The sequence below is a fragment of the Arthrobacter sp. NPDC093125 genome, assembly GCF_044754225.1.
GTDB lineage: Bacteria > Actinomycetota > Actinomycetes > Actinomycetales > Micrococcaceae > Arthrobacter.
This window is the reverse complement of the sequence record NZ_JBIVOQ010000003.1, coordinates 175,221-197,209: the sequence shown is the minus strand read 5'-3', so window position 1 is coordinate 197,209 and position 21,989 is coordinate 175,221. Positions and strand designations below refer to the sequence as shown.

Genomic DNA, 21,989 nt, shown 5'->3' with positions numbered 1-21,989 from the left:
GATAAACCAGGCGGCCATTACCCTCAGCCCCTCGTATTTGACGTCGACAGCGCTGTCGGCGTCAATTACTCGTTCGACTATGCAAGAACGCTCGCAGCGCCGCGAAGCAGCGAGCGAAATGCAGGGTGGCCCCTCCGATTACCCTGACGCCCCCTAACCACAGGACGTTGCTCGGCCCGGCGTCAGACTCTATTCGAGTCCAGGATGGTCCAGCGAGCCGGGGGCAAGGAGTTTTGTTGTTCACTTTCAAATCATTTTTGACACCTGCTGTCACGCTTGATGAGCGGATTTCCAAGGCAGCGTGCGATAAAGATTCGTTTGATTAAGCCTACGACAACGCAGTCAGAAGCGTAATGCACGGCAAGAATTTTTGTGACAAGAGACTACCCCCAACAGGGTCTCTGGCAGACGGTACCCCTCAGTCTCGCCCTGACGGCTTCCCCCCTAACAGGTGGGATTCGGCGCCAGGAAGGCATGAGGTCCTAGGGAAATCCCAATGCCCGTGCGGAAAGTTAGCGCGGGGGCCCACTTACACCACTTGCACCAATGCCCCCACCAGCAAATTTGCCGACAGGGGGGGCACAACATGAGACTTGTCCATCAAGACCAGACCACGCGGTCCAAGCACCGCCACGTCAGGTTCCGCCGGGCGGTGGGGGCAGCGGCCGTGGGGGCCGTCCTCCTGTCCGGGCTGACTGTCCTGCCGCCGGCCGTCGCCGCGCTGCCGGCGGGAGGCTCGGGGCTGTCGCACGCTGTGCTGGCGGGAATGCTGCCGGCAGCGCTGCCCACCGGCCCGGCCGGTGTGGGCCCGATCGATCCCGCCAACGGCTATCCGTACTGGTACGCCGACGGCGGGGACGAAGCCAAGGGGCTGGACCCCGTCCGGCTGGAACTGTGCACCGACGCCCAGGACTGCCCGATCATCGGCGCCGACTACGACCCTGCACAGCCGCTGGCCATCCCCGGGAACTTCCCGGGAGAGTCCTTCTGGTGGTCCGCCGAAACATCGCTGACCATGCCAGGCGGGGAATCAGCCCGCCTGATCATGGCCCAGGAAGCGGCCTTTTCCGGCGTCGGAGAAGTGGCCCAGGGACAGCAGAACGGATTTGCCCGGCTGCGGCTACGGCTCGACGACGGCGTGCCGGGCCAGCAGTACACCTTCACCCACCCGTACGGGGTTGAGGTTCTGACCGCCGACGACAGAGGCAGGATCCGCTACACCGAAGACATCGGCTGCCTGCAGCAGCCGTGCACCTGGGACGAGCCGTCGAAGGGGCGTATCGGCCCCTTCCTGCGGTGGGACCCGGCCGTGGCACCCGCCCCGCCGGAGGGCTTCATCGGCGACCCGAACGTCGAACACACGGTGGTGGGCAGCCCCCACGACACGGACTACTTCGAGGTATCAGGGGGCGGGGCCGGCAACGCCGGGAGCGCCCGGACCGATCTGTTCGCCGTGCAGGGCAAAATCGCCACGCTTAAAGCAGGGGTCGACAAGCCCGGGGGCATCTACAACGCCAAGCAAACGGTCAAGATCCAGGCGTCCCTGCCCGACAAGGCGAAGATCATCTACACAACGGACGGCACCGATCCGGGCTTCAACGAAGACGGCACCGTCAACGGCACGGAATTCGTTCCTGCCAAGGGCGACATGTCCGCGGCAGCCGCCGTCGAACTGGCCACACCGGGGCTGACAACCCTGAAGTACATCGCCGTCGACCTCGAGAACAGCGAGAAGGCCACCGCCATCTACACCGAAGAGTACGAGCTTGACGCCACCCGGCCCTGGCTGGAGGCCACTCCGGACGCGGGCGCGGGCCCCCTCGCGGGACCGCAGACCATCACCCTCACGGGAACCACGAACGACCCGTCCGTCGCGCCGGACATCTACTACACCACCGACGGAACGGCCCCGGGCCTGGCGGAGGAAGGGAGACCGGCCGGCTCCACCCGTGAATACACGGGTCCCATCCCTCTCAGCACGTCCACTACCCTCCGGGCCGTCGCCGTCGACCCGGCCACCGGCACCGCGGGCGAAATCCGATCCTTCCCATTCAAGGTCCGCAACCTCTCCGAAATCGGCCCGGCAGGCGAGCACGGTTTCCCGATGTGGCTGAAGGACAACGGCTGGGCAGGCCAGGAGCCGGTCCAGCTGGACCTGTGCCTGGATGATCCGCTGTGCCCGGTGGTCGATGACCGGCCCGACCCGGCGCAGCCCACTTCCTGGCCCGACAATTTCCCGGGAGAGGCGTTCTGGTTCGCCTCGGACGCGGTGGTCACGGTCGACGGCGAGGACGTCCGGCTGACTCTGGCCTCCGAGGCGGCGTTCGGGGCGGACTCCGTCCAGGACAACACGCAAATCGGCTTCGGCCGGGTCCGGGTCCGCGGCGACGCGGTCTTCGAGCCCGGCGCCACCTACCGGTTCACGCACCCCTACGGGGTCCTGGACCTGACCGCGGACGTCGACGGCAACATCAACTACACCGAAGACCTGGGCGCCTTGAACGCCACCGGCGACTTCTCCGGACTGCTGGAGGCCAGGATCGGGCCCTTCCTTCGCTGGACCGAAGGTGCACCCGAAGGCTACCTCGGCGACGGCGCCACGCCGCACGCCGTGACCGGCAGCCCGCATGACACCAATTTCTTCAAGATCGAGAAGATTGGCGGGGCCGGCGGCGACGCACTGGGCGACCCGGAAGTGCTCGGCGAGACCGACCAGTTCGTGGTCCAGGGACGCATGACCGGCGCGACCCCTCCGGAGCCCACACCCACGGCGACTACGGCCGGCGGCGTGTTCGCCACTGACCAACTCGTCACGCTGGCCGCCACTCCGGAGAATGCCCAGATCTTCTTCACCACCGACGGCACGGACCCGACGACGGCCAGCACGCTGTATACGGAACCGATCCCCATCACCACCGAGGGCGTGACCACACTGAAGTTCATCGCCGTCACCTTTGGAATCGCCTCCGCAGTGAAGACGGAGACGTTCACCGTGGACAAGACCGCACCGGCCCTCACCGCGAATGTTGCGGGCAGCGAGGTCCCGGCGGGCACCGCAGTGACCCTGTCGGCCAATGAGACCGCGTCCGTCTTCTTCACCCTGGACGGCACCGAGCCGACAGCCGGCAGCACCCGGTACTCGGCTCCGGTGCAGCTCGCTGCGGGCCAGACCCTGCGTGCCCTGGCGATCGATGCCGCCGGCAACGCCAGCAGCATCGGCAGCTGGACCGCTGCCGCAGGTGGTGGAGACAACACCGGCGGCGAGACGCCCGGCGGTGAGACGCCTGGCGGTGGGACGCCGGTTGAGCAGCCCTCAATCGCGGACTCCACCCCGCGCGACTTCACGGGCGACTCCAAGGCTGACCTCATCTCCACGGACACGTCCGGCAGGTTGTGGCTGTACCCGGGCAACGGCAAGGGCGGCTTCGCCGCTAAGAAGCAGATCGGGTCGGGCTGGACCAGCATGACCAGCGTGGTCAGCGCCGGTGACACCAACAGCGACGGCAAGGCGGACATCGTGGCCCGTGACAAGGCCGGCAACCTGTGGCACTACGCAGGGACCGGTACCGGTCGCTTCACCGCGAAGAAGCAGGTCGGGTGGGGCTGGAACAGCATGACCAGCATCGTGGCTCCGGGCGACGCCAGCGGCGACGGCAAGGCAGACCTGGTGGCCCGCGACAAGGCCGGCTACCTCTGGATCTACCCGGGCGACGGACGCGGCCGGTACACGACGAAGCAAAAGCTCGGCGGGGGCTGGAACAGCATGACCAGTATCGTCAGCGCCGGCGACACCACCAGTGACGGCAAGCCGGATCTCGTAGCCCGTGACAAGGCCGGCGACCTCTGGCTCTACGCCGGCGACGGCAAGGGCAGCTACGCTCCGAGGAAAAAGATCGGCATGGGCTGGAACATCATGAGCCTGCTGATGGGACCCGGCGACTTCAGCGGCGACGGCAAGAAGGACCTGATCGCCCGGGACAAGTCCGGCAACCTGTGGCTCTACGCGGGCAAGGGCGACGGACATGTGCAGCCGAAGAAGAAGATCGGCCTGGGCTGGAACATCATGAAGGACATCTTCTGATCCGTTCCTGGCCACGCTGATTCGAATAAGCACAGCGGCCCCCTGCCGGTTATCCGGCAGGGGGCCGCTGTTTCGTGCTACGCCCTGGTGCCGCCAAGGGTGCTGTAGAGCTGCTGGACGCGGTCTTTGATGTCGTCACGTACCAGCCGCATGCGTTTCATGCCGTCGATGCCGCGCTCGGAGGGCTCGTCGGTTTCCCAGAGTTCGAACCTGGTTCCGTCGCGGGGTTCGAGTTTCGCTTCCGTGCCCAGTACGACGACGACGTCGACTGCGCCGAGGACGTCGTCCGTCACCGGTTTGGGGTGTTCGCCCGTGACGTCGACGCCGAGTTCGGCCAGGGATTCCACGGCGAGGGGGTTCAGGTCCTTGCCGGGCTTGGTGCCCGCCGAATACACATCCACGCTATCGCCGGCGAGCTGCCGCATGAGCCCGGCGGCAAGCTGGGACTTGCCGCCGTTCTTGCTGCAGACGAACAGGACGGCAGGATTCTTTTCGCCGGTTCGAGAAGTGGCGCTGTCGGTCATGAGGTGGATTCTTCCTTGGTTGATTTCAGTTTTCGGCGGAGCGGCCGTGGGCGAGTCCGGTCGGAAAACCGACGAGTACGGGCTCGGGCGCCGCGCAGCAGGCGGCATCAGCGTCGGTGCCTGCGGGGACCGCGGCGGGGACGTCACAGCTGGTGCCGCCGTCGGTGGAGCAGACGCCGGTCTCCGGGAGCTCAAGGTGGACGGCGTCCGCGGCGTCACGGTCACCGGCAAGGGCTGCGGTGACGGAGCGGACCTGCTCGTAGCCGGTGGCGAGCAGGAAGGTCGGGGCCCGTCCGTAGGACTTCATGCCGACGATGTAGAAGTCCCTGTCCGGGTGGGCCAGGAGTTTGGCGCCGTGCGGCGGGACGGTGCCGCAGGAGTGGAATTCGGGATCGATCAGCGGGCCCAGCTCGGTGGGCGCCTCGACGGCGGGGTCCAGATCGAGTCGGATTTCACGCAGGATGTCCAGGTCCGGGCGGAATCCCGTGCAGGGCACCACGATGTCCGCGTCCAGGGTGCGCCCATCGACGGCGGTGACGGTGACGGCGGAGTCCAGGGACTTGAAGGAGCTGATGCCGAAGCCGGTGTGCAGCTGGATCTTGCCGGCCTCGACCAGCCGGCGGAGGCGGGCGCCGAGCTGGCCCCGGGCGGGCAGTCCGTCGGCGTTCCCGCCGCCGTAGACCTTCTCGGCAGAGGCGCCGCGGACGGCCCAGAGGATGCGGGTACTGGGCTCGCCCTTCGCCAGGTCGGCGAGACTGATGAGGGTGTTCGCCGCGGAGTGTCCGGCGCCGACCACCAGGACGCGGCGGCCGGCAAAGGAAGCCCGGTCCCGGCCGCCGACGTCGGGGAGAGGCGCCGAGATCCGCGCTGCCGCGGCATCCTCGCCAATCGCGGGGAGCCCGGAGGTGCCCAGCGGGTTGCGGATGGACCAGGTGCCCGAGGCGTCGATGACCCCTGCCACCGTATGGTCGCGGGTCTCGCCGTCCCGGTGCTCGACGCGGATGGTGAACGGTGTGGTGTCCCGGTCCCGCACGTGGGTTTTGTCCAGTCCCTGCCGCGTGACAGCGGTGACCCGGGCACCGGTCTGCAGCCGGGAAGCGATCGCCGGAAGTGCGGCCAGGGGCGACAGGTACCTCTCGATGAGTTCCCCGCCGTACGGGAGGGCGGTGAGGCGGGGCGGGTCCCAGCCGGCGGACTCCAGCAGGCGGACGGCGGCGGCGTCGATGTTGTACCGCCACGGTGAGAACAAACGGATGTGGCGCCATTGCTCGACGGCGGCGCCCGCCGTCGGCCCTGCCTCGAAGATCAGCGGCTCCAGGCCGCGTTCGAGCAGGTGTGCCGCGGCGGCGAGCCCCACCGGGCCGGCGCCAATCACGGCGACGGGAAGCTTCTTCGCTGAATCCAAGGTGTCCTCTGTTCTGTCGGCTGGGGGCTGTCGGGCAGGGCTTTCGGGCAGGGTTGTCTGGCGGGGCGGGCAGCGCTGTCGGCTGTCTGGAGTGGCGTTCCGCCCAAGAAAGTAGCAGCACCGGCCGTTCTCAGAGCTCAGAACGGCCTTAGCTGCTACTTAGTTGGGTGCGCGGGGCGGGGGTGCTTAGCAGCAGTCCTGATCGTCGTCGTCGCAGCAGCCTGAATCGCCGCAGCATCCTGTGTTCATTCAGCTCACCCCCTTCCCTGCTCAGGGTTTTAGGCGTGCGTGGGTTCCTCGACCAGAGCCATGGCGATGCTGTCGGCGTCGTCCAGCGCGGCGAGGTAGCGTTCGGCGTCGAGCGCGGCGGCACAGCCGGTGCCGGCGGCGGTGATGGCCTGGCGGTAGCGGTGGTCCACGGCGTCGCCGCACGCGAAGACGCCGGAGAGGTTGGTGCAGGTGGTGGGCGAATCCACCTTGATGTAGCCCTCGGCGTCCAGCTCCACCTGCCCGGCCACCAGTTCGGTCCGCGGCACGTGCCCGATCGCCACGAAGATGCCAGTGGCGGGCTGTTCCCGGGTTTCGCCGGTGCGGGTGTCCTTCAGCGTCACGCCGCTGACCTTGCCGTCGCCGTGGATCCCGGTCACCGCGGAGTGCCAGGCGAAGCTGATCTTGGGGTTGTCCTTGGCGCGCTGGGCCATGATGCGGGAGGCGCGCAGCTCGCCCTTCCGGACCACGATGGTCACGGTCTTGCCGAAGCGGGTGAGGAAGGTGGCTTCCTCCATGGCGGAGTCGCCGCCTCCCACCACGATGATGTCCTGGTCGCGGAAGAAGAACCCGTCGCAGGTTGCGCACCAGGAGACGCCGTGGCCGCTGAACCTCTTCTCTTCCGGCAGTCCGAGTTCCTTGTAGGCGGAGCCGGTGGCCAGGATGACGGCGGGTGCCTCGTGGACGTCGCCGGAGCCGGTGACCACACGCTTGAGGTGCCCCTTGAGCTGAACTGAAGTGGCGTCGTCGAAAACCACCTGCGCGCCGAAGCGTTCCGCCTGCTGCTGCAGGCCGTCCATAAGCTCTGGCCCCTGGATGCCTTCCGGGAAACCCGGGAAGTTCTCCACCTCGGTGGTGTTCATCAGGGCACCGCCGGCGGTGACGGAGCCGGCGATCACCAGGGGCGCGAGGCCGGCGCGGGCGGCGTAGACGGCGGCGGTGTACCCGGCCGGGCCGGAACCGATGATGATCAGCTGGTGGGTGGTCACGTTGTCCTGCTTGGCATTCTTGGTGCTCACGGGGTGTTCCTTTTCCTCAGGCTCGGTCACGGGAGGCGGTTACTGTGCGTCGGCGTGCCGGGCGGGGAGCAGCTCGGTGACCAGGGCCTCGATGCGGGTCTTGATCTCATCGCGGATGGGGCGCACGGATTCAACGCCCTTGCCTGCGGGGTCTTCCAGGACCCAGTCCTCGTAGCGCTTGCCGGGGAAGTACGGGCACTCGTCGCCGCAGCCCATGGTGATCACGACGTCGGATTCCTTCACGGCCTCGGTGGTGAGGACCTTGGGCACCTCGGCGGACATGTCGATTCCAAGCTCGGCCATGGCCTCGACCGCGGAAGGGTTGATCTTGTCAGCCGGCTGGGAACCGGCGGACCGGACCTCGATCTCCCCCTTGCTGAGGGTGGTCAGGAACGCGGCAGCCATCTGGGAACGGCCGGCGTTGTGTACGCAGACGAACAGGACGGACGGCTTCTTGGCTGTTTCGGTGGTCACGGCGGGAGCTCCTGGGTTGGTTGTGGTGACGAACGGGTCATGCTAATTGTGCTGATCTCACCTGCCCGCCACCAGCTTCTGAAAAGATTGATGATCGTCGATATACGGAGTATCGCCTCCAATATTGACCGATGTCAATATTTGGTTACTTGGCGCTTCAATGCCCACACTTGGTGACATGACTCCATCTTTGCCGCCGTTGTGGCGCCGTGCGGTCGCCGAGCTGCTCGGCACCTGCCTTCTCGTCTCCATCGTCGTCGGCTCCGGGATCGCGGCCGAGCAGCTGTCCCCCGGCGACGTCGGCCTGCAGCTGCTCCAGAACAGCACCGCGACGGTGTTCGGCCTGACCGTGCTGATCCTGATGCTCGGGCCGGTGAGCGGAGCCCATTTCAACCCCGTGGTCTCCCTGGCTGACTGGCTTCTTGGGCGGCGCAGCGGCGCCGGGCTGACCCTGCCCGAAGTCGGCGTTTACGTCGCGGCCCAGGTGGCCGGAGGCATCGGCGGCAGCATTCTGGCCAACGCCATGTTCGACGTCGGAACCTCCATCTCCACGAAGGAGCGCCTGACCGGCGGGCACGTCCTGGGCGAGGTCGTCGCCACTGCCGGGCTGATCCTGCTGATCTTCGCCCTGGCCCGGACCTCCCGTGGCGTCCTGGCTGCCCCCGCCGTCGGCGCGTACATCGGCGCAGCCTACTGGTTCACGTCGTCGACGTCGTTCGCCAACCCTGCCGTGACGGTGGGGCGGATATTCAGTGACACCTTCGCCGGCATCGCTCCCGGATCCGTCCCCGGCTTCGTCCTGGCGCAGCTGGCCGGCGCCGCCGTCGGGATGGGTCTTCTGCTCGTCCTGTTCCCCTCTGCGGGCCGCTCCGCCGACGACGTCGTCATCCCCCACCACGCCGACAAGGCCGACTCGTGACCGCACGCGGGGGCAAGCAAATCATCCTGTTCCTGTGTGAACACAACGCTGGCCGCTCCCAGCTCGCGGCTGCGCTTTTGGCACACCGGACCGGAGACCGGTTTGAGATCCGCTGCGCGGGGACGGACCCCGCCGAACACGCCAGCGACGCAGTGGCCGCGTCCCTGGCTGAACTCGGGATCGACATCGGAGGCCGGCTCCCGCGGCGCGTCACCAAAGAAGACCTCCGGGAAGCCGACGTCGTGGTCACCATGAAGCCGGGCCTTGCGCTTCCGGCACAGCCGACCGGGAAACGCGTTGGCTGGTCTTTCCCCGATCCACTGGGCTGGGACGCTGAGGGTATCAGGCCGCTGCGGGACCAGATCGACTCAGCCGTCCGGGAACTCGCCGACAACCTCTGACCCGCGCGCGGCCATTTGAATATTGATGATCGTCGATGTGGATGCATAATGGGTGCATGACCTCTCCGCAAACACTCGAACCAACGGTGGACGCCTCCTGCTGCACCCCGTCCGAGGGTGCGGGGCTGGGCGCGGAGGAAGCAAAGCAGCGGGCCCTCATCTTCAAGGCGCTGTCCGACCCGAACCGGCTGCGCCTGCTCTCCATTGTCAAGGCCAATGAATCCGGAGAGTCGTGTGTCTGCGACCTGACAGATCCGCTGGATCTGAGCCAGCCCACCGTCTCGCACCACCTGAAGATGCTGGTCGACGCGGGCCTGCTGCACCGTGAAAAGCGCGGCACCTGGGCGTACTACTCGCTGGTCCCGGGCGCACTCGAGCGGACAGCCGGCCTCCTCACAGGCCTCTGACCGCCTCCGGAGGCAGTCCTGTTCCGAAGACCGGACCGGGCACGGGCCGCTTGGCCCGCAGCTCCTCCTCGGTCTGGTGCCGGATCCGTTTCAGCACCCAGGGGACCAGGTACTTGCGCGCCCACACGAGGTCCTCTGCCCGGGCATGGCGCCAGCTGCTCTCGGGCAGGTCCTTCGGCTGGTAGGGCTGCAGGGTGTGCGGGACGTTGAGGGTGTCCAGCACCATCTTGGCAATGGTGTGGTAGCCCAGCGGCGAGAAATGCAGCCGGTCCGGATCCCACATCCGGGGATCGGCGAGCTCCTGCATCGCCCAGAGATCGGCAATCACGGCGTCGTACCGGTTGGCCACTGTGCGGATGTTCTCGTTGAAGATGGCGATCTTGGCCCTGTTGTGCCCGATGACCGGCGTTCCACCCCAGTCCGGCCCGGCGAACAGCATGATCGTCGCTCCCGTGGAACTCAGCAGCTCCATGCCGGCATCCAGCCTGACCGCCAGCTTGTCCGGGTCGCTGCCCCGGAAGACCAGATCGTTCCCGCCACCGGAGAGGGTGATCAGGTCCGGCTGCAGGGCCAGTGCCGGTTCCGCCTGCTGGTCAAGGATCTGGCCGAGCAGCAGTCCCCGCACGGCCAGGTTCGCGTAGGCAAAGTCCTCATGGCCCACGCTCAGTTCCTCGGCCACCCGGTCAGCCCAGCCGCGCAACCCCCCAGGGACGCGCGGCTCGGGGTCCCCCACGCCTTCGGTAAACGAATCCCCCAGCGCCACGTATCTGCTCCACGGGTGCGGGGCTCCTGTTGCGATGATCGGTCCGAGGCGCTCAGGGCTGACCGCGTTGGTGCCGCCTTCAACCTCGCCGTCGACGTCGTCCAGGGACAGACGCACGACGCCGGTTCGGTCACCGTGGGAGGTGACCGAACCGGCGTCGTACTTCTTGAAAGGGCGGTGCATGGGACTGCCTGGTTTCTGCTTAGGCTTTCCAGTGATTGGCATTCATCATGAACCCGAGCACCCATAAAAACCTTGGAAAAACCTTGAGCCCCTCCCCGCCCGGTCTGGGCAGCCCTGAGGATTACGCCAGACTAGTTGCCCGCGGTTTTCCGGGTCCGGAGAAGGGCAGCGACTCCGGCTGCCAGCCCCAGCAGTCCTGCAACCAGACCCGCCCACCCGAGGACGTTGGAGTCGCCGGCAGCGGGGGACGTTGCTGAAGCGGGGGTTGCCTCAGCAGCAGGGGTCTCCGCGGCGGCGCCGTGGGCGCCGTGCTCGCCCGCCGGGGCCGTGGTGACGAACGAGGGGGCTGGCTTGTCGGGCTCCGCCTGGCCCTCAACTGCCGGCTGGTTCCAGTTCACGACAGTCCCGTCCGTGTAGGCCTGGGCTGCGGGCAGCGTCACCGTGGTTCCGGCCTTCGGCAGCCGGCCTACGGAGATGGAGAACGTCTGGTATTCGTGCTGGGACAGCTGGTGGGCGGCGTCGGCGGTCCACGTTACCGATGCGGCGGCCTTGGTGATCGTTGCCCCCTCGACTTCAACGGGCTTGGGAAGCGTGGCTTCCTTGATCTCGGCCTTCCAGCCGTCCATCGGCTTGACTGAGACGGACGTAAACGGCGTCTCCGTGGGGAGGGTGACCGTGATTTTGGACGTCTTGGCCGTCTCGGATTCATTGGGGACCCGGAAGGTCAGCTGCGAGAAGCCGCCTTCGGAGGTCGAGGCAGGGTCCACGCTGACATGGGCGGACGCTGCACCGGCGCCAAGGATGGTCAGGCCGGCTGCCGCGGCGAGGGCGGTGGTGGTCTTGAGGGTACGGGCGATGGAAGTCTTCATGGTGTTGTGCCTTTCGCGGGCGCTTGCCTCGGGCCTCTGATTTGCCGGGCGCGCGTTGGGTGAGGAGAAGCTTTTTCCGCGCACCCGCCCGCAGGGCCCCGGGACGGGGTCAGCAGAATGCGGCGCGCAGGAGGGCTGCGGCAGGCGGACCGCGGAGGCTGTGCCGGCGAAGGTTGCGCCAGGGCGCGGGGATGAGAATGGGGTCGTGCGCGAAGGTCCGGGGGCCGGCAACAGGGACGACGGCCGCGCGGGGAAGAACGGCAAGGGGCCGGAGCCACGCCAGCAGCTGCCACAGGGCCGCTTCGCCCTGGCGCAAAAGCCAGGCGGTGGCCAGCACGGCGAGCGCGTGGCCGGACAGCATGGCTAGCGGATCGATGCCGGGTCCGCTGTGCGCGTTGAGTTCAGCCGGGCTGGCCGGGAGGCAGTGCAGACTGGAGGTTGCCGCGTGATGGGAGCCGCGGCCGGTTGCCGGAGCCTGGCAGACGGCGCTGACGGACAGCGTACTGAGCGCCTCGTGCAGCAGCATTTGGCCCGCCCCGAGCAGACCGAGGAGTACCGGAAAGGACAGTTCGCGCTTCGACAGCCACGTCACCGGGACCATCAGAAGGGCGGTCAGCGCCAGGGTGATGATTGGGGCGGGAAGGGTGCCGCCGCCAATGACGTGACCTCCGGCGGCCAGTCCGACTATTGTGCCGGTGAAAACCAGGGAACGGAACAGGCGCAACGGTCCGTGATGTTGCACGTGCCCCTCCTGTCCCTGACTAAACGGCGCTCCAGCGTGTCCTCACGCTAAGAAGCGGAGGATGGAAAAACCCTGCGCCCGAGGGTCCCGGAGCACGGCTTTCCAAGCGGCAAGGCTGACTGGTGCCGCACCCGGACGATCTGAGACGCCCGATAAGCATATCGGCGCCCTACGTCCGGGCGTTATTCCCGGCAGTGTTTCCTGCTGTCACCGCGAGCCGCGTCACGGTGTCCCATTTGGCGATCAGGAGAACGGCCAACAAGGCGGCTGCAGTGTGCGCGTACAGCAGCAGTTCGACTGTGTGGTCAGGCGCCGCGGACGCTGCAGGCGGCTGCTGCGGCTGCCAGGTCAGGATCCCGTGCCCATGACCGGTGGAACCAAATCCGCCGCCAGAACCCGAAAACACGCTGAACGCCAGGTGCAGGACCTGCTGGACCAGCCCCGCGAGCAACAGCAACATCCAGCCCGGCATCCCGCTGCGGGCTGTCACCGAGGCAGCGAGGCTCAGCAGAGCGGTCAGTGCCACAAGGAGGGACAGCGCCGGGACCGGCTGTCCCACGGCCGAGTGGGCGGCCACACCGAGGGCAACCATCAGGGGACCGCACAGCCAGGCCGCACCCGGCCGCCGTCGAAACCCGTCGCGGTTCATGCACCCCAGCCTGCCCCACCCAGGGACGTGATGCAACGAAGCCGCCCGGACGCAACGAAGCCGCCCTGCCGGGCGAACCCGCCCTGCCGGGGCCAAGCCTTTGCCGCCGAGCCTCCTGCTGCAAGACGCCCGGTCAATGCTAGGTTCGGGAGAATAGATTGTCCGCTCCACTCCCACTGGAAAGAGCACCAACTGTGGAATCGCCAGAGCCTGTCCGGATATTGACCGTCTGCACAGGAAACGTCTGCCGCTCCCCCGTGGCGGAACGGCTCCTGCAGGCGGGGCTCAACCAGGTGCTGCCCGGCGGCTTCGAGGTCCGCAGCGCCGGCACCCGGGCCCTGGTGGGCGACCCCGTGCAGCCGCTGTCCGCTGACATCATTTACATGTTCGGCGGCACCGCCGAAGGGTTCGCTGCCCGCCAGCTCACGGGCAGGATCCTGCGCCCGGCGGACCTGGTCCTCACCATGAGCTCGTCGCACCGCGGGGAAGTCCTGCAGCTCGACGCCTCGCTGCTCAAGCGCACCTTCACCATCCGCGAGTTCGCCCGGATGCTCGACGTCCTCCAGGAACGGGAAAGCACGACGGCGGGCGGCGGCTACCAGTTCGACGGCCGCCGTTACGCTGACCCCATCAGCGCCAACACCGCGCTGTGGCGCAGCCTCCCGGCCCGCGCTGCCTCGGTGCGCCACCTGTCCCTGGCCGCCGAAGCCGCCGACAACGACGTCATCGACCCTTACCGCCGCAGCGCCGACTACTACCGCCAGATGGAAGACGAACTGGCCCCGGCCATCATCTCGGTCCTCCGCTTCGCGCGCCTGAACGCCCCCGCCCACTCATCGCAGTAACTCCCACCCGACGCTCCCTCACATCCTGCAGCTTTCCCACCGACGCTCCCTCACATCCTGCAGGTTATCCACCGACGCCCCTTCACATCCCGAAGGTTTCTGAACGACGCTCCCTCACTTCCTGCCGCCCCAACCCACCCCTCTTTCACTTGGCTGAGAGCCCCGGGTCTAGCCTGCGAAAGGTGAGGAAGCGTCCAGGGCTTACCTGCCAAAGGTGAGGAAGCGTCCGGGGCTTACCTGCGAAAAGTGAGGGAGCGTCCCGGTCTAAAACTTCGCCGACTATTCACGCTTCGTTCAGCCCGTTCCCTCCGCGTCCTTCTACTCTTCAGGTGGGGCATCGCGATACAAACAGCCGTGGGGCCCCCTTGGGGGGAGCCCCGCACCCGCCTCAGCCGGTGCGGGGTTTCTCGCGTACGCCGCAGTAAGGTGCGCTTCGATGGACGCCGGGATCGAAGCCGGCCGGCGACAATGAACATTTCATGAAGCCTCCGGCCGGCGCGGCCGCATTCACGATGCACGTCGCTACTCTTGGGCCATGGGTCCCCACGAGCCGCTCCACGAGCCGAAGGGGCTGATCAACGCGGCGCGGACTGGCGCTGCACCCGGGAACGCGGTGGATGCCCATCCGGAGTGGACCCTGATGTACCGCAAGGGCCTGTCCCGGAAGGAAATCGCGCAACTGGCCAAGGTGGGGTTTTCCGCTGTTGCCTACCACCTCGCCGGGGGCAAAGCTCTGGATCCGGGCCTGCGGGCCGAGCACCGGGCTGCGGCAGCGATGATTCCGCCCACGCCCGGGATCAAGCGCCTGTATCAGCTGCTCGCCATGGTCGAGTCAAGAGGTCGCTACCCCTCTCGGGACGCCGAGGACCCGGCGGAGCGGGAACTCGCCCAATGGCTGCGGCGCCGCCGGCGCGACGCGGAGGCCGGCCTCCTGAACCGGGTTATCGGCGAAGGCCTGGCAGTCCTACCCGACTGGCAGCGCAAGCCCGGCGAGGCCCGCCGGGAGCAAAAATGGCAGGGCCGCCTGCAGCAGCTGACCGCTTATCGCGCCGCGGGAGGACGTCCCTGGCCCCGCGCAAACTCTGCCACCACGGAGCTGGAACGTGAACTCGGCCGGTGGCTGAGCACCCAGAGGCACAAGTTCCGCCAGGGGGAGCTGTCCCCGGCGAGGTCCGAGGCGTTGGACGCTGCCCTGCCGGGATGGCTCACGGGCCGTAAAGGCGCAAATCCAAAAGCCGGGCGCCTGCCCGCGCTATCAGAATGAGGGGGACCGGCCCTGCAGCTGGATCAAATTTCCGCGCACTCCTGTTCCTCGCCGTTTCACTGAGCTGATCCCAGCCTGGAGCCAGGCTTGTTTTCGAGGTCCCGCCACCACGCGACAGTGGCTGCGGCAGCTTCCGGCAGGGGTGTAGGCCGCAGCCCCAGCCGCTGCTCGCTGCGGGTCGAATCCATCACGAACGGCCGCTCGAACTGATAAAGCATCTCCGCCACTTCTCGCATGTCCGTCGAGAAGACGCCCAGCAGCCGTAGCAGCCAGCCCGGCACTGCACTGAGTTTGGGCTGGGACAAGCCTGCCGCCGTCGTATGCGCAGAGGCCAGTTCCCGCATCGTGACAGGCGGCGCCGTGGGTGCGTGCAGAACGGAGTTCCAAAGCTTCGGCTCCCGGGCGGCCGCAATCATGGCAGCCGCCAGGTCCGGGACGTAGGTGAACGAGTGCGGCTGGTCGGCGCTGCCGACGACCTGGACGGCCTTGCCCTTGAGGATCGGCCGGACCAGCCGCTCGCCCGCATGCGCCATCCGCACCCGCGGACCGAAGAAGTCTCCCGCCACGACGCTGACCGTATCGGCCGCATGCGCTTGACGCGCCTTCAGCAGCGCGGTCCTGACGCCGCGCTTGCCCCCGCTTGCTTCGCGCGGCCCCGCTTCCGTCATGACCCGGTCCGATTCGCTGTAGGAGTACAGGCTCTCCGGAAAGACGACGACGGCGCCCGCGGCCGCCGCTGCATCCGTCACCGCTTGCTCCGCCTGGGGAAGTTCGGCCTCCCACGTCCTGGCCCTGTACGCCGAGCCGTGGATGCAGTGGAAGATGGCGGCGGCGCCAGCGACGTGGCTCTTGAGTTGCTCCGGATCGGACACGTCCGCGCGGATCCGTTCAACACCCTCACGATCGGGACCGCTGCCGGAGCGGGTGAGAATGCGGACACGGTGGCCGCGTTCCGCAAGCTGTTCTGCGATGGTCCATCCGACGGGACCTGCTCCGGTGACGACATAGAGCTCAGACATGGATTCACTTTCGGGTTGCAGGACTGGAGCGAGAGCACCGCTCTCGGAACCATCGTGAACCACCATGCGACTGCAAGTCAAGAGCACTGCTCACATTTGGCGCCACTGCTCTCGGACGTGGCATAGTGAAGCCATGCCTTCACCCTTTCCGGCGACAACAGGACAGACACCGCGTGAACGGGCGCGCGCGCAGACGTTGGCGGACATTGTCCGGCTCGGCCGGCAGCATCTGGCCTCCGACGGCGCCGCCGCACTGTCCCTGCGCGCCGTCGCCAGAGACCTCGGAGTGGTGTCGTCAGCGGTGTACCGCTACGTGCAGAACCGCGACGAACTGCTCACGCTGCTGCTGGTCGACGCCTACAACGAGCTGGGCGACGAGGTGGATGCCGCCGTCGAACGCGTTCCGAGTGACGATTTCCGCGGACAGTTCCGTGCGTTGGCGTGGGCAGTGCGGGCCTGGGCCCTGCGCGAGCCGGCCAGCTATTCGCTCCTCTTCGGCAGCCCGGTGCCGGGCTACCGCGCCCCCGCCGAGCGCACCACGGAGCCAGGCACCCGCGTCATCTACCGGCTGGTGGGAATCTTTGACGCCGCTTTCCGGGCAGGGGCGCTGCAGGTTCCTGGTCCTCCCGGGGCGGGCATACCCAAAAAGCTGCGCCCGGACCTCCAAGCCATCCAGGAAGGCCTCAGCCTGGCCGTGCCCGAGGAAGCGGTGGCCCGCGGCGTCCTGGTGTGGACCTCGCTGTTCGGCGCCGTCAGCTTCGAGGTGTTCGGACAGTACGGCCCGGACACCTTCTCCGCACCGGATGCGCTGTTCGAGCACCAACTGGACGTGCTCCAGGGAGTGGTGGGGCTGTAGCCGGCGCGCCGACAGGGGTCAGGACGGCGCGGGCAGCATCAGCGCGGCGGCCCCAGCCACCGTGAGGACTGCACGGACGTGGTTGGCCCGGGTCCAGGATCGGTCGAAGGCCGGCCAATGCCCGATACCGTTTGCTGCAAGCCGGTTGTTGTGCGGAACGTTGACCGCCATGGTCAGAACCCATCCGGCCAGATAGGCAGCCGACCCGGCCAGCCTCAGCAGCGCGTTGGCCTGTGGGTTCACGATGGCCGCGACCGCGGTGTCTGCGCAGGCCGCAGCGGTGCCGAAGAACACCAGCATGAACGGCGGGCGTAAGGCCTGGTTGTTGATCGCCACCATGGTGGCGGCTGCCTCGTGAGACGGCCGACGGCGGAGGGCCGGGATCACCACGGCGGAGAAAGCGAAATAAAACCCGCCCGCCACGGCCGAACCCACCCCTGCGGCCAACGGCAGCCATTCGGAGAGTTCCATTGGCTTCTCCTTCCATCCATAAAGCGGTTGCTCACGCGCAACGGTCCCGGCCAAGCCCGCGTGGGGCTTTGCCGGGACCGTTCCCGCCGAAAGGGTCCTGTAGGACTCGAGGTTATCCTGCGACCTGGAAGGTCAGGGTCTCAGTGAATGTCCGGCCGTAGACGTCGGTGGACGTGACCGTGGCGGTGTGTTCACCTGCCGCCAGGTCGGAGGGCAGCTGCAGCCGCCACAGGTGCATCATGCGGTCGGCCAGGCTGCCGCCGTTAACCAGCTGCTCCTGTACGGCTACGGGATCGGACCACTCGGCGCCGACGACCTGTCCCTCGCCCCGCATCTGCTGCGTGCGGACAGCCTCAACAGCCTGGCCGCCGTCGATCTGCACCTTGACCGTGGATCCTGTGCTGCCCATCCAAAAGTTGGTGGTCAACCACGTGGTGTTGGCCAGATCATCCCGGGAGACCGTCAGCGGGTCAGTGAACTCAGGGGCCTTGCCCTTGTTCGCGAAGTTCTGGGCGTACCACTCGCGATAGCGCGGCGTGTTCAGGCCAAGGGACATCTGCAGGGAGTCATCTTCCCCGCGGACGGTGAAACGCTCCTGGAACTCGGTGTTCTTGATGTCCAGGGTGAGCACGCCCGGCAGGCCGCCGTCGCGCTGGTAGGCGAGCGGATAACCTTCGGAGGTTTGACGTCCGGAGTACCAGTCGCCGGAGATGGCTCCGGCGGTGATGTGGGTGAAGGGCAGGGCGTCGACACCGAACACTTCGGACCAGCCCGCCAGGGAATCTCCTTCCCGCAGGTTCTCGATGCTGTGGGTGTGCCCGCCCAGGGCCACGACCTTCCGGCCTTCGAGGATCTTGTAGATCTCCTTGACCTGCTCCACCTGGTGCTTGCTGCTGCCCTGGTCGGCGTAGTCGAGCAGAGGGATATGGGCGGCCAGGACAATCAGCTGGTTTTCCGGCACCTGGGCGATGTCCTGCCGCAGCCATTCAAGCTGCCGGTCGTCCAGGGAACCGGTGTAGTCACCCTTGGCGGCCGGCAGCTTGGTGGGGAATTCCACGGTGTTCAGGGCCACGACGTGGGCCTTTCCGGCGTCGTACGAGTAGTACTCGGGACCGAGGTTGGCCCGGTACGTGTCGAAGGTGTGCTCGCTGCTGGTGGCATCGAAGTCCAGGTCGTGGTTGCCGGGGAGGAAACGGGCCGGGCCGTTCAGCATTCCGCTCAGTTCCCGGGTCTGCGGGTACAGCGAAAGGTCGTCACCCACGACGTCTCCGATGAACAAGGCGCCGCAGCCTGCGTAGTCCTTGCGGGCGGCCAGATCAGCGAAGGCGCCGGAGCGGGCGTACTCCACTTCGTCCTGGTCATAGGTCTGGACGTCGCCGCCGATGACACAGTGCTGCTCGGGCGACTGCGTCAGGGTGCTCTTGGCCAGCGGGAAGTTCACCTGGTCCGGCAGCGCACCGGTCGGCTTGATGCCTCCGAAGCGCAGTTCCGGCGAACCCGCCGGCAGGTGGTGGTAGAAGAACTGGGCGACGTTGTCCTCATCCACCGGAACCTGGTAGCCACGGGGCTGGGTCACGAACACGGTCATGTTGTCGAACGCCGGCAGCTTGTAGCGGCCCTGGCTGTCCGTCTTCGTAACGTCACGCCCGTTGGATACGGTCACTCCGGCAAGGCCGCGCTCGTTGCCGTCCTGCACGGAGTCCTGGTCCTCATCGACGAAGGCGATGCCATCGATGACCTGCTGGTCCTCGTCCGGTCCTTCAACCACGTTGACGCTTCCACGGTAGGCCGTGGCGGGCCAGTCAGTGGCCTCGGCGGCGTTGCCGGCGGCGGGGTTCAGCAGGGACGCGGCGGCAATGACGGCCAGGGTACTGGCGGTCAAGGCCAATGGCCGGGCGGGGTACAACTTGGACGGTCTGGCAATCGGGTACACGAAGATCCTCCGGTCGAGTGAATGCTGCCGGCCGTTTCAGCCGGCGCGTCCACCCTCACAGGAGCGGGTGAACAACTACCCACGGGTAGGTCACGGGAAGCGGACGTATACGTAACCACTCGCCTGACTGGAAGTGGCCGCCCGGTTCAGTGACAGGCAGGGCCAGTTTCGAGAGCCTCAACCAGCGGGTCCGTTAACCGGGAGTTTGCTTGCATACGATTTCGCGCCGGATGTATAGTCGCTCATCCCCCGCAACGAGGCGGGCCGGAGAGTCAGGACTGGTGTCAGGGATGAAGAAGATCATGTGGACCGTAGCAGCCGTGGCAGTGGTTTTTCTCATCATCGGTGCAATGGTCGAGACCGTTAGCTTTTTGCTCTGGGTGGCGCCTATCCTCCTGGTTGGGGCTGTCCTGCTGTTCTTCATGAGCCGCTCCGGCGGCCGCCGCATCCCCTGACATCCCTGTGACGTTGGAGGCCTCCAATGCTGCCTGGAATCAACACCTATTCCTACCCGCCGGACGCCGAAGGGCAGAACCTGGCCGGGACCTTCTATCTTGATGTTGCGACCGGCCGTATTGAATGGTCCGAGGAACTGTTTCAGATCCACGGCTACTCCCCGGGCGAGGTGGTTCCCACCCTTGACCTGCTCTTGGCGCACAAGCACCCGCAGGACAGGGAGCACATCCGGCGGATCTTTGCCGACCTCTGTTCCGGCGGCGGCCGGCAAACAATGTTCCACCGCGTGATCGACAGCCGCGGGCACCAGCATCAAGTGCTCACGGCTGTCGAGGCATGTGAGGAGTCGGGAACGATCACGGGGATGCGCGGGTTCACGGTGGACCTGAGCCGGTCCGTCGAATCGGCCAACCGCCGGGCCGCCGACGAAGCCATCCGCGGTACCTACGCGAGCCGGGAGGTCATCGAGCAGGCCAAGGGGATCATTATGGGGCTGCGCGGCGGAACCCCCGAACAGGCCTTCAGCTTCCTGGCCGCCCGCAGCCAAGACTCCAACATCAAGCTCGCCACGCTGGCGGCGCAGCTCGTAGTGGCTGCCGGGCAGGGCAAGGCGCGTGAGGTGCTCGGGGGCTGGCAGGCACGGAAGCGGCAGCTGGACCGGACGCCGTAGGCGTTGCTTTCCTGGAACCCACCACGCAAAACCCACCACACAAAAGGAATATCCATGGAGGAATGGCCGGAGGGCCCTCTCCTGCTCGGGGTCGGCTGGGATTTCTCCGAGCGTCTGGTTCGCACAGCCGCGGACCTCGCGGACGCCCTGAGAGAGCACCTGGTCTGCGCCTTCGTAGACCCCGCCAGCTACCTGACCGAGTGGGAGCCGGACGGCACGCGGACCGCCCATTCACTGGACCCCGTGATCAACGACGAGGCCGCTTTCCCGTCCGGGGAACTGCTTGACGGTCTCGAATCGATCCTCGGGGAACCCGGTGAGGCGTGGTCCTTCCGGGTGCTCAACGGCGACGTGGCGAAGTCCCTGAAACGGCTCGCCGAGAGCACAGGCGCATCGCTGCTCATTGTCGGCGCGGACCGGCCGGGAGCCCTCGCGTGGGTGGATCGGCTTCTTGAGGGGTCTGTCTGGGGAAACCTGACGAGCGGCGGACGGCTGCCCGTGATGGTGGTTCCGGAAGAGGGCTAAATGGGTCTGGCGTGGTTTTCGGGCCGGGTCTACATTGCTGGGTGAGGACGCTGCAGCCGCGGCTCCCGGAACAATGACTGGTCCAGGAGGAAACGATGAGCCCCACCCCCAAGCAGCCCGTGACCGACGACAGCATCAAGGTCCGCCAGGTCAGCCACTACCAGTTCAGCTGGGTGGCGGGAGAGGCCGGAAGGCCCGGAACGTGGACCCTTCAGCTGGTCCTTGACCAGGGTGCCTGGGAGGAAGTCCTCACCCTGGACTCGCAGGACGCCGACAACCTCCAGCACCTGCTGTCGACGTCGGAAACGGTGTTCTACGACGTGCCGCGCCGGACCCTGATGTTCGGCACTACCAGCGCCGGGCACATCTGACGACGGCGGTGCTGCCGCCGCTGAGCGGGCACCCGCCGGGGCGCTTATTCACAAGCCGGGCGCCCGCCGTCGGACGCCTGAAAACGGCGCCGAAATAGCCATCCTGCGTACACCGTGCCGACACCTTCGGGGAGCAAACTGAGACCGGATGCCGGTTACCTGAAGGGGAATCCACGATGACGACGCAGGAAGAATTCCCTGCCGCCTTGGGCGAAGCCTTTACGCTTGCCTTGCCGGAAGATCTCAGGCCCGGTGAGCTGGTTGAAGGGCGCCGCGGCGGGCGCCTCCTGCACCGGGGCCGGGTCACGGACATAGCCCCGAACCAGGGGCTGCTCTGGATCCTGGATACGGTCTCGGGAAGCCGCAGGCTGCTTGACCACTCCGAACTGGAGATCACCCGCGTGCCGGAACCGGGACTGTCCCTGCACTCATGACTTCTGCTGGCCGGAGTCAGAGGGACTGAGACCGGCAAGCTTCTCGATGACCTGCAGTCCGGCCGGCGTTCCAGGCCAATGGCGGCGGAAGGCTTCGGGTCCAGCGGAGCGGATCACGGAGCGAAGGACCAAGGCCACGATGACGACGTCGTCGGCGTACCCGATGACGGGGAGGAAGTCCGGGACGAGGTCCACAGGCATCACCAGGTACGCCAAAAGCAGCAACAGCCTGATCCGGACACCCCGCGAAACGGTCCTGTCAGCTGCCATCCGCCGGATCAAACGCAACAGATCCGGCAGCAGACGCAGGGCATCCCGCATGCCGACGGTGTCCGGATGGCGCCGCGCATAGACCCACAGGCCTGCCAAAAGAACCACGTACACGCCGGCCAATCCCAAGAGGATTCCCAGAACGGCTTCCCACCACTGCATTGCCCCTGCT

At 67.0% G+C, this 21,989-nt stretch carries 24 protein-coding genes; 12 read left to right on the top strand and 12 right to left on the bottom strand.

Annotated features, from left to right (window positions below; translation table 11 throughout):
* Positions 1-586: 586 nt before the first annotated feature.
* Positions 587-4,081, top strand: a complete 3,495-nt coding sequence (locus tag ACIP9X_RS08180) for a chitobiase/beta-hexosaminidase C-terminal domain-containing protein (protein ID WP_400479220.1) — start codon at positions 587-589, stop codon at positions 4,079-4,081.
* A 77-nt stretch (positions 4,082-4,158) separates the two neighbouring features.
* Here ACIP9X_RS08180 and ACIP9X_RS08175 read toward each other — a convergent pair whose 3' ends face one another.
* From ACIP9X_RS08175 to ACIP9X_RS08160, 4 genes are all read right to left on the bottom strand, one after another.
* Complete coding sequence (locus ACIP9X_RS08175) at positions 4,159-4,605, bottom strand: low molecular weight phosphatase family protein (protein ID WP_400479219.1); 447 nt, start codon at positions 4,603-4,605, stop codon at positions 4,159-4,161.
* Between the two features lie 25 nt (positions 4,606-4,630).
* Complete coding sequence (locus ACIP9X_RS08170; protein ID WP_400479218.1) at positions 4,631-6,010, bottom strand: FAD-dependent oxidoreductase; 1,380 nt, start codon at positions 6,008-6,010, stop codon at positions 4,631-4,633.
* 278 nt (positions 6,011-6,288) lie between these two features.
* On the bottom strand, positions 6,289-7,266 hold the full coding sequence (gene trxB / locus ACIP9X_RS08165) for a thioredoxin-disulfide reductase (protein ID WP_400479495.1): 978 nt from the start codon (positions 7,264-7,266) through the stop codon (positions 6,289-6,291).
* A 69-nt stretch (positions 7,267-7,335) separates the two neighbouring features.
* Complete coding sequence (locus ACIP9X_RS08160) at positions 7,336-7,770, bottom strand: arsenate reductase ArsC (RefSeq protein ID WP_400479217.1); 435 nt, start codon at positions 7,768-7,770, stop codon at positions 7,336-7,338.
* Between the two features lie 178 nt (positions 7,771-7,948).
* Between ACIP9X_RS08160 and ACIP9X_RS08155 the strand changes: the two genes are divergently transcribed.
* From ACIP9X_RS08155 to ACIP9X_RS08145, 3 genes are read left to right on the top strand one after another with little or no spacing between them, the layout of a single operon-like run.
* A complete protein-coding gene (locus ACIP9X_RS08155) occupies positions 7,949-8,689 on the top strand; it encodes an aquaporin (protein ID WP_400479216.1) in 741 nt (246 codons plus the stop codon).
* A complete protein-coding gene (locus ACIP9X_RS08150) occupies positions 8,686-9,090 on the top strand; it encodes a low molecular weight phosphatase family protein (RefSeq protein WP_400479215.1) in 405 nt (134 codons plus the stop codon). Before ACIP9X_RS08155 ends, ACIP9X_RS08150 begins: the two co-directional genes overlap by 4 nt.
* A gap of 56 nt (positions 9,091-9,146) precedes the next feature.
* The gene (locus ACIP9X_RS08145) at positions 9,147-9,497 is read left to right on the top strand and encodes an ArsR/SmtB family transcription factor (RefSeq protein WP_400479214.1); all 351 of its coding nucleotides are present in this window, start codon (positions 9,147-9,149) and stop codon (positions 9,495-9,497) included.
* Here the strand turns inward: ACIP9X_RS08145 and ACIP9X_RS08140 are convergent.
* The 4 genes from ACIP9X_RS08140 to ACIP9X_RS08125 form a co-directional block, all read right to left on the bottom strand.
* The gene (locus tag ACIP9X_RS08140) at positions 9,484-10,443 is read right to left on the bottom strand and encodes an SGNH/GDSL hydrolase family protein (RefSeq protein WP_400479213.1); all 960 of its coding nucleotides are present in this window, start codon (positions 10,441-10,443) and stop codon (positions 9,484-9,486) included. The two genes, ACIP9X_RS08145 and ACIP9X_RS08140, sit on opposite strands and share 14 nt — an antisense overlap.
* Positions 10,444-10,574: 131 nt before the next feature.
* Positions 10,575-11,312, bottom strand: a complete 738-nt coding sequence (locus ACIP9X_RS08135) for a YcnI family protein (RefSeq protein WP_400479212.1) — start codon at positions 11,310-11,312, stop codon at positions 10,575-10,577.
* A gap of 109 nt (positions 11,313-11,421) precedes the next feature.
* Complete coding sequence (locus ACIP9X_RS08130) at positions 11,422-12,054, bottom strand: hypothetical protein (protein WP_400479211.1); 633 nt, start codon at positions 12,052-12,054, stop codon at positions 11,422-11,424.
* A 169-nt stretch (positions 12,055-12,223) separates the two neighbouring features.
* Positions 12,224-12,703 (bottom strand): hypothetical protein, encoded by a 480-nt coding sequence (locus tag ACIP9X_RS08125; protein WP_400479210.1) that lies wholly within the window; start codon positions 12,701-12,703, stop codon positions 12,224-12,226.
* A 194-nt stretch (positions 12,704-12,897) separates the two neighbouring features.
* Here ACIP9X_RS08125 and ACIP9X_RS08120 point away from each other — a divergent pair, with 194 nt between their 5' ends.
* Both ACIP9X_RS08120 and ACIP9X_RS08115 read left to right on the top strand, forming a co-directional pair.
* On the top strand, positions 12,898-13,548 hold the full coding sequence (locus ACIP9X_RS08120) for a low molecular weight phosphatase family protein (RefSeq protein WP_400479209.1): 651 nt from the start codon (positions 12,898-12,900) through the stop codon (positions 13,546-13,548).
* A 535-nt stretch (positions 13,549-14,083) separates the two neighbouring features.
* A complete protein-coding gene (locus tag ACIP9X_RS08115) occupies positions 14,084-14,812 on the top strand; it encodes a helicase associated domain-containing protein (RefSeq protein ID WP_400479208.1) in 729 nt (242 codons plus the stop codon).
* 56 nt (positions 14,813-14,868) lie between these two features.
* Here the strand turns inward: ACIP9X_RS08115 and ACIP9X_RS08110 are convergent, their stop codons facing one another.
* Positions 14,869-15,831, bottom strand: coding sequence for an NAD-dependent epimerase/dehydratase family protein (locus ACIP9X_RS08110; protein ID WP_400479207.1), 963 nt, complete (start codon positions 15,829-15,831; stop codon positions 14,869-14,871).
* 133 nt (positions 15,832-15,964) lie between these two features.
* Here ACIP9X_RS08110 and ACIP9X_RS08105 point away from each other — a divergent pair, with 133 nt between their 5' ends.
* Positions 15,965-16,687, top strand: a complete 723-nt coding sequence (locus ACIP9X_RS08105; RefSeq protein ID WP_400479206.1) for a TetR/AcrR family transcriptional regulator — start codon at positions 15,965-15,967, stop codon at positions 16,685-16,687.
* Positions 16,688-16,705: 18 nt separating this feature from the next.
* Here ACIP9X_RS08105 and ACIP9X_RS08100 read toward each other — a convergent pair whose 3' ends face one another.
* Both ACIP9X_RS08100 and ACIP9X_RS08095 read right to left on the bottom strand, forming a co-directional pair.
* Complete coding sequence (locus ACIP9X_RS08100; RefSeq protein WP_400479205.1) at positions 16,706-17,158, bottom strand: DUF1772 domain-containing protein; 453 nt, start codon at positions 17,156-17,158, stop codon at positions 16,706-16,708.
* Between the two features lie 112 nt (positions 17,159-17,270).
* Positions 17,271-19,091: a calcineurin-like phosphoesterase C-terminal domain-containing protein gene (locus ACIP9X_RS08095; RefSeq protein WP_400479204.1), complete on the bottom strand. Its 1,821-nt coding sequence runs from the start codon at positions 19,089-19,091 to the stop codon at positions 17,271-17,273.
* Positions 19,092-19,393: 302 nt separating this feature from the next.
* Between ACIP9X_RS08095 and ACIP9X_RS08090 the strand changes: the two genes are divergently transcribed.
* From ACIP9X_RS08090 to ACIP9X_RS08070, 5 genes are all read left to right on the top strand, one after another.
* Positions 19,394-19,546: a hypothetical protein gene (locus tag ACIP9X_RS08090; RefSeq protein ID WP_400479203.1), complete on the top strand. Its 153-nt coding sequence runs from the start codon at positions 19,394-19,396 to the stop codon at positions 19,544-19,546.
* Positions 19,547-19,572: 26 nt separating this feature from the next.
* Positions 19,573-20,217: a PAS and ANTAR domain-containing protein gene (locus ACIP9X_RS08085; protein WP_400479202.1), complete on the top strand. Its 645-nt coding sequence runs from the start codon at positions 19,573-19,575 to the stop codon at positions 20,215-20,217.
* A gap of 54 nt (positions 20,218-20,271) precedes the next feature.
* A complete protein-coding gene (locus ACIP9X_RS08080; RefSeq protein WP_400479201.1) occupies positions 20,272-20,742 on the top strand; it encodes a universal stress protein in 471 nt (156 codons plus the stop codon).
* A 95-nt stretch (positions 20,743-20,837) separates the two neighbouring features.
* Positions 20,838-21,113 (top strand): hypothetical protein, encoded by a 276-nt coding sequence (locus ACIP9X_RS08075; protein ID WP_400479200.1) that lies wholly within the window; start codon positions 20,838-20,840, stop codon positions 21,111-21,113.
* 176 nt (positions 21,114-21,289) lie between these two features.
* Positions 21,290-21,547 carry a hypothetical protein gene (locus ACIP9X_RS08070; RefSeq protein ID WP_400479199.1) on the top strand — a complete coding sequence of 86 codons (258 nt, stop codon included), beginning with the start codon at positions 21,290-21,292 and terminating at the stop codon, positions 21,545-21,547.
* Here the strand turns inward: ACIP9X_RS08070 and ACIP9X_RS08065 are convergent.
* Positions 21,542-21,979, bottom strand: a complete 438-nt coding sequence (locus tag ACIP9X_RS08065) for a YkvA family protein (protein WP_400479198.1) — start codon at positions 21,977-21,979, stop codon at positions 21,542-21,544. The two genes, ACIP9X_RS08070 and ACIP9X_RS08065, sit on opposite strands and share 6 nt — an antisense overlap.
* Between the last annotated feature and the right edge of the window lie 10 nt (positions 21,980-21,989).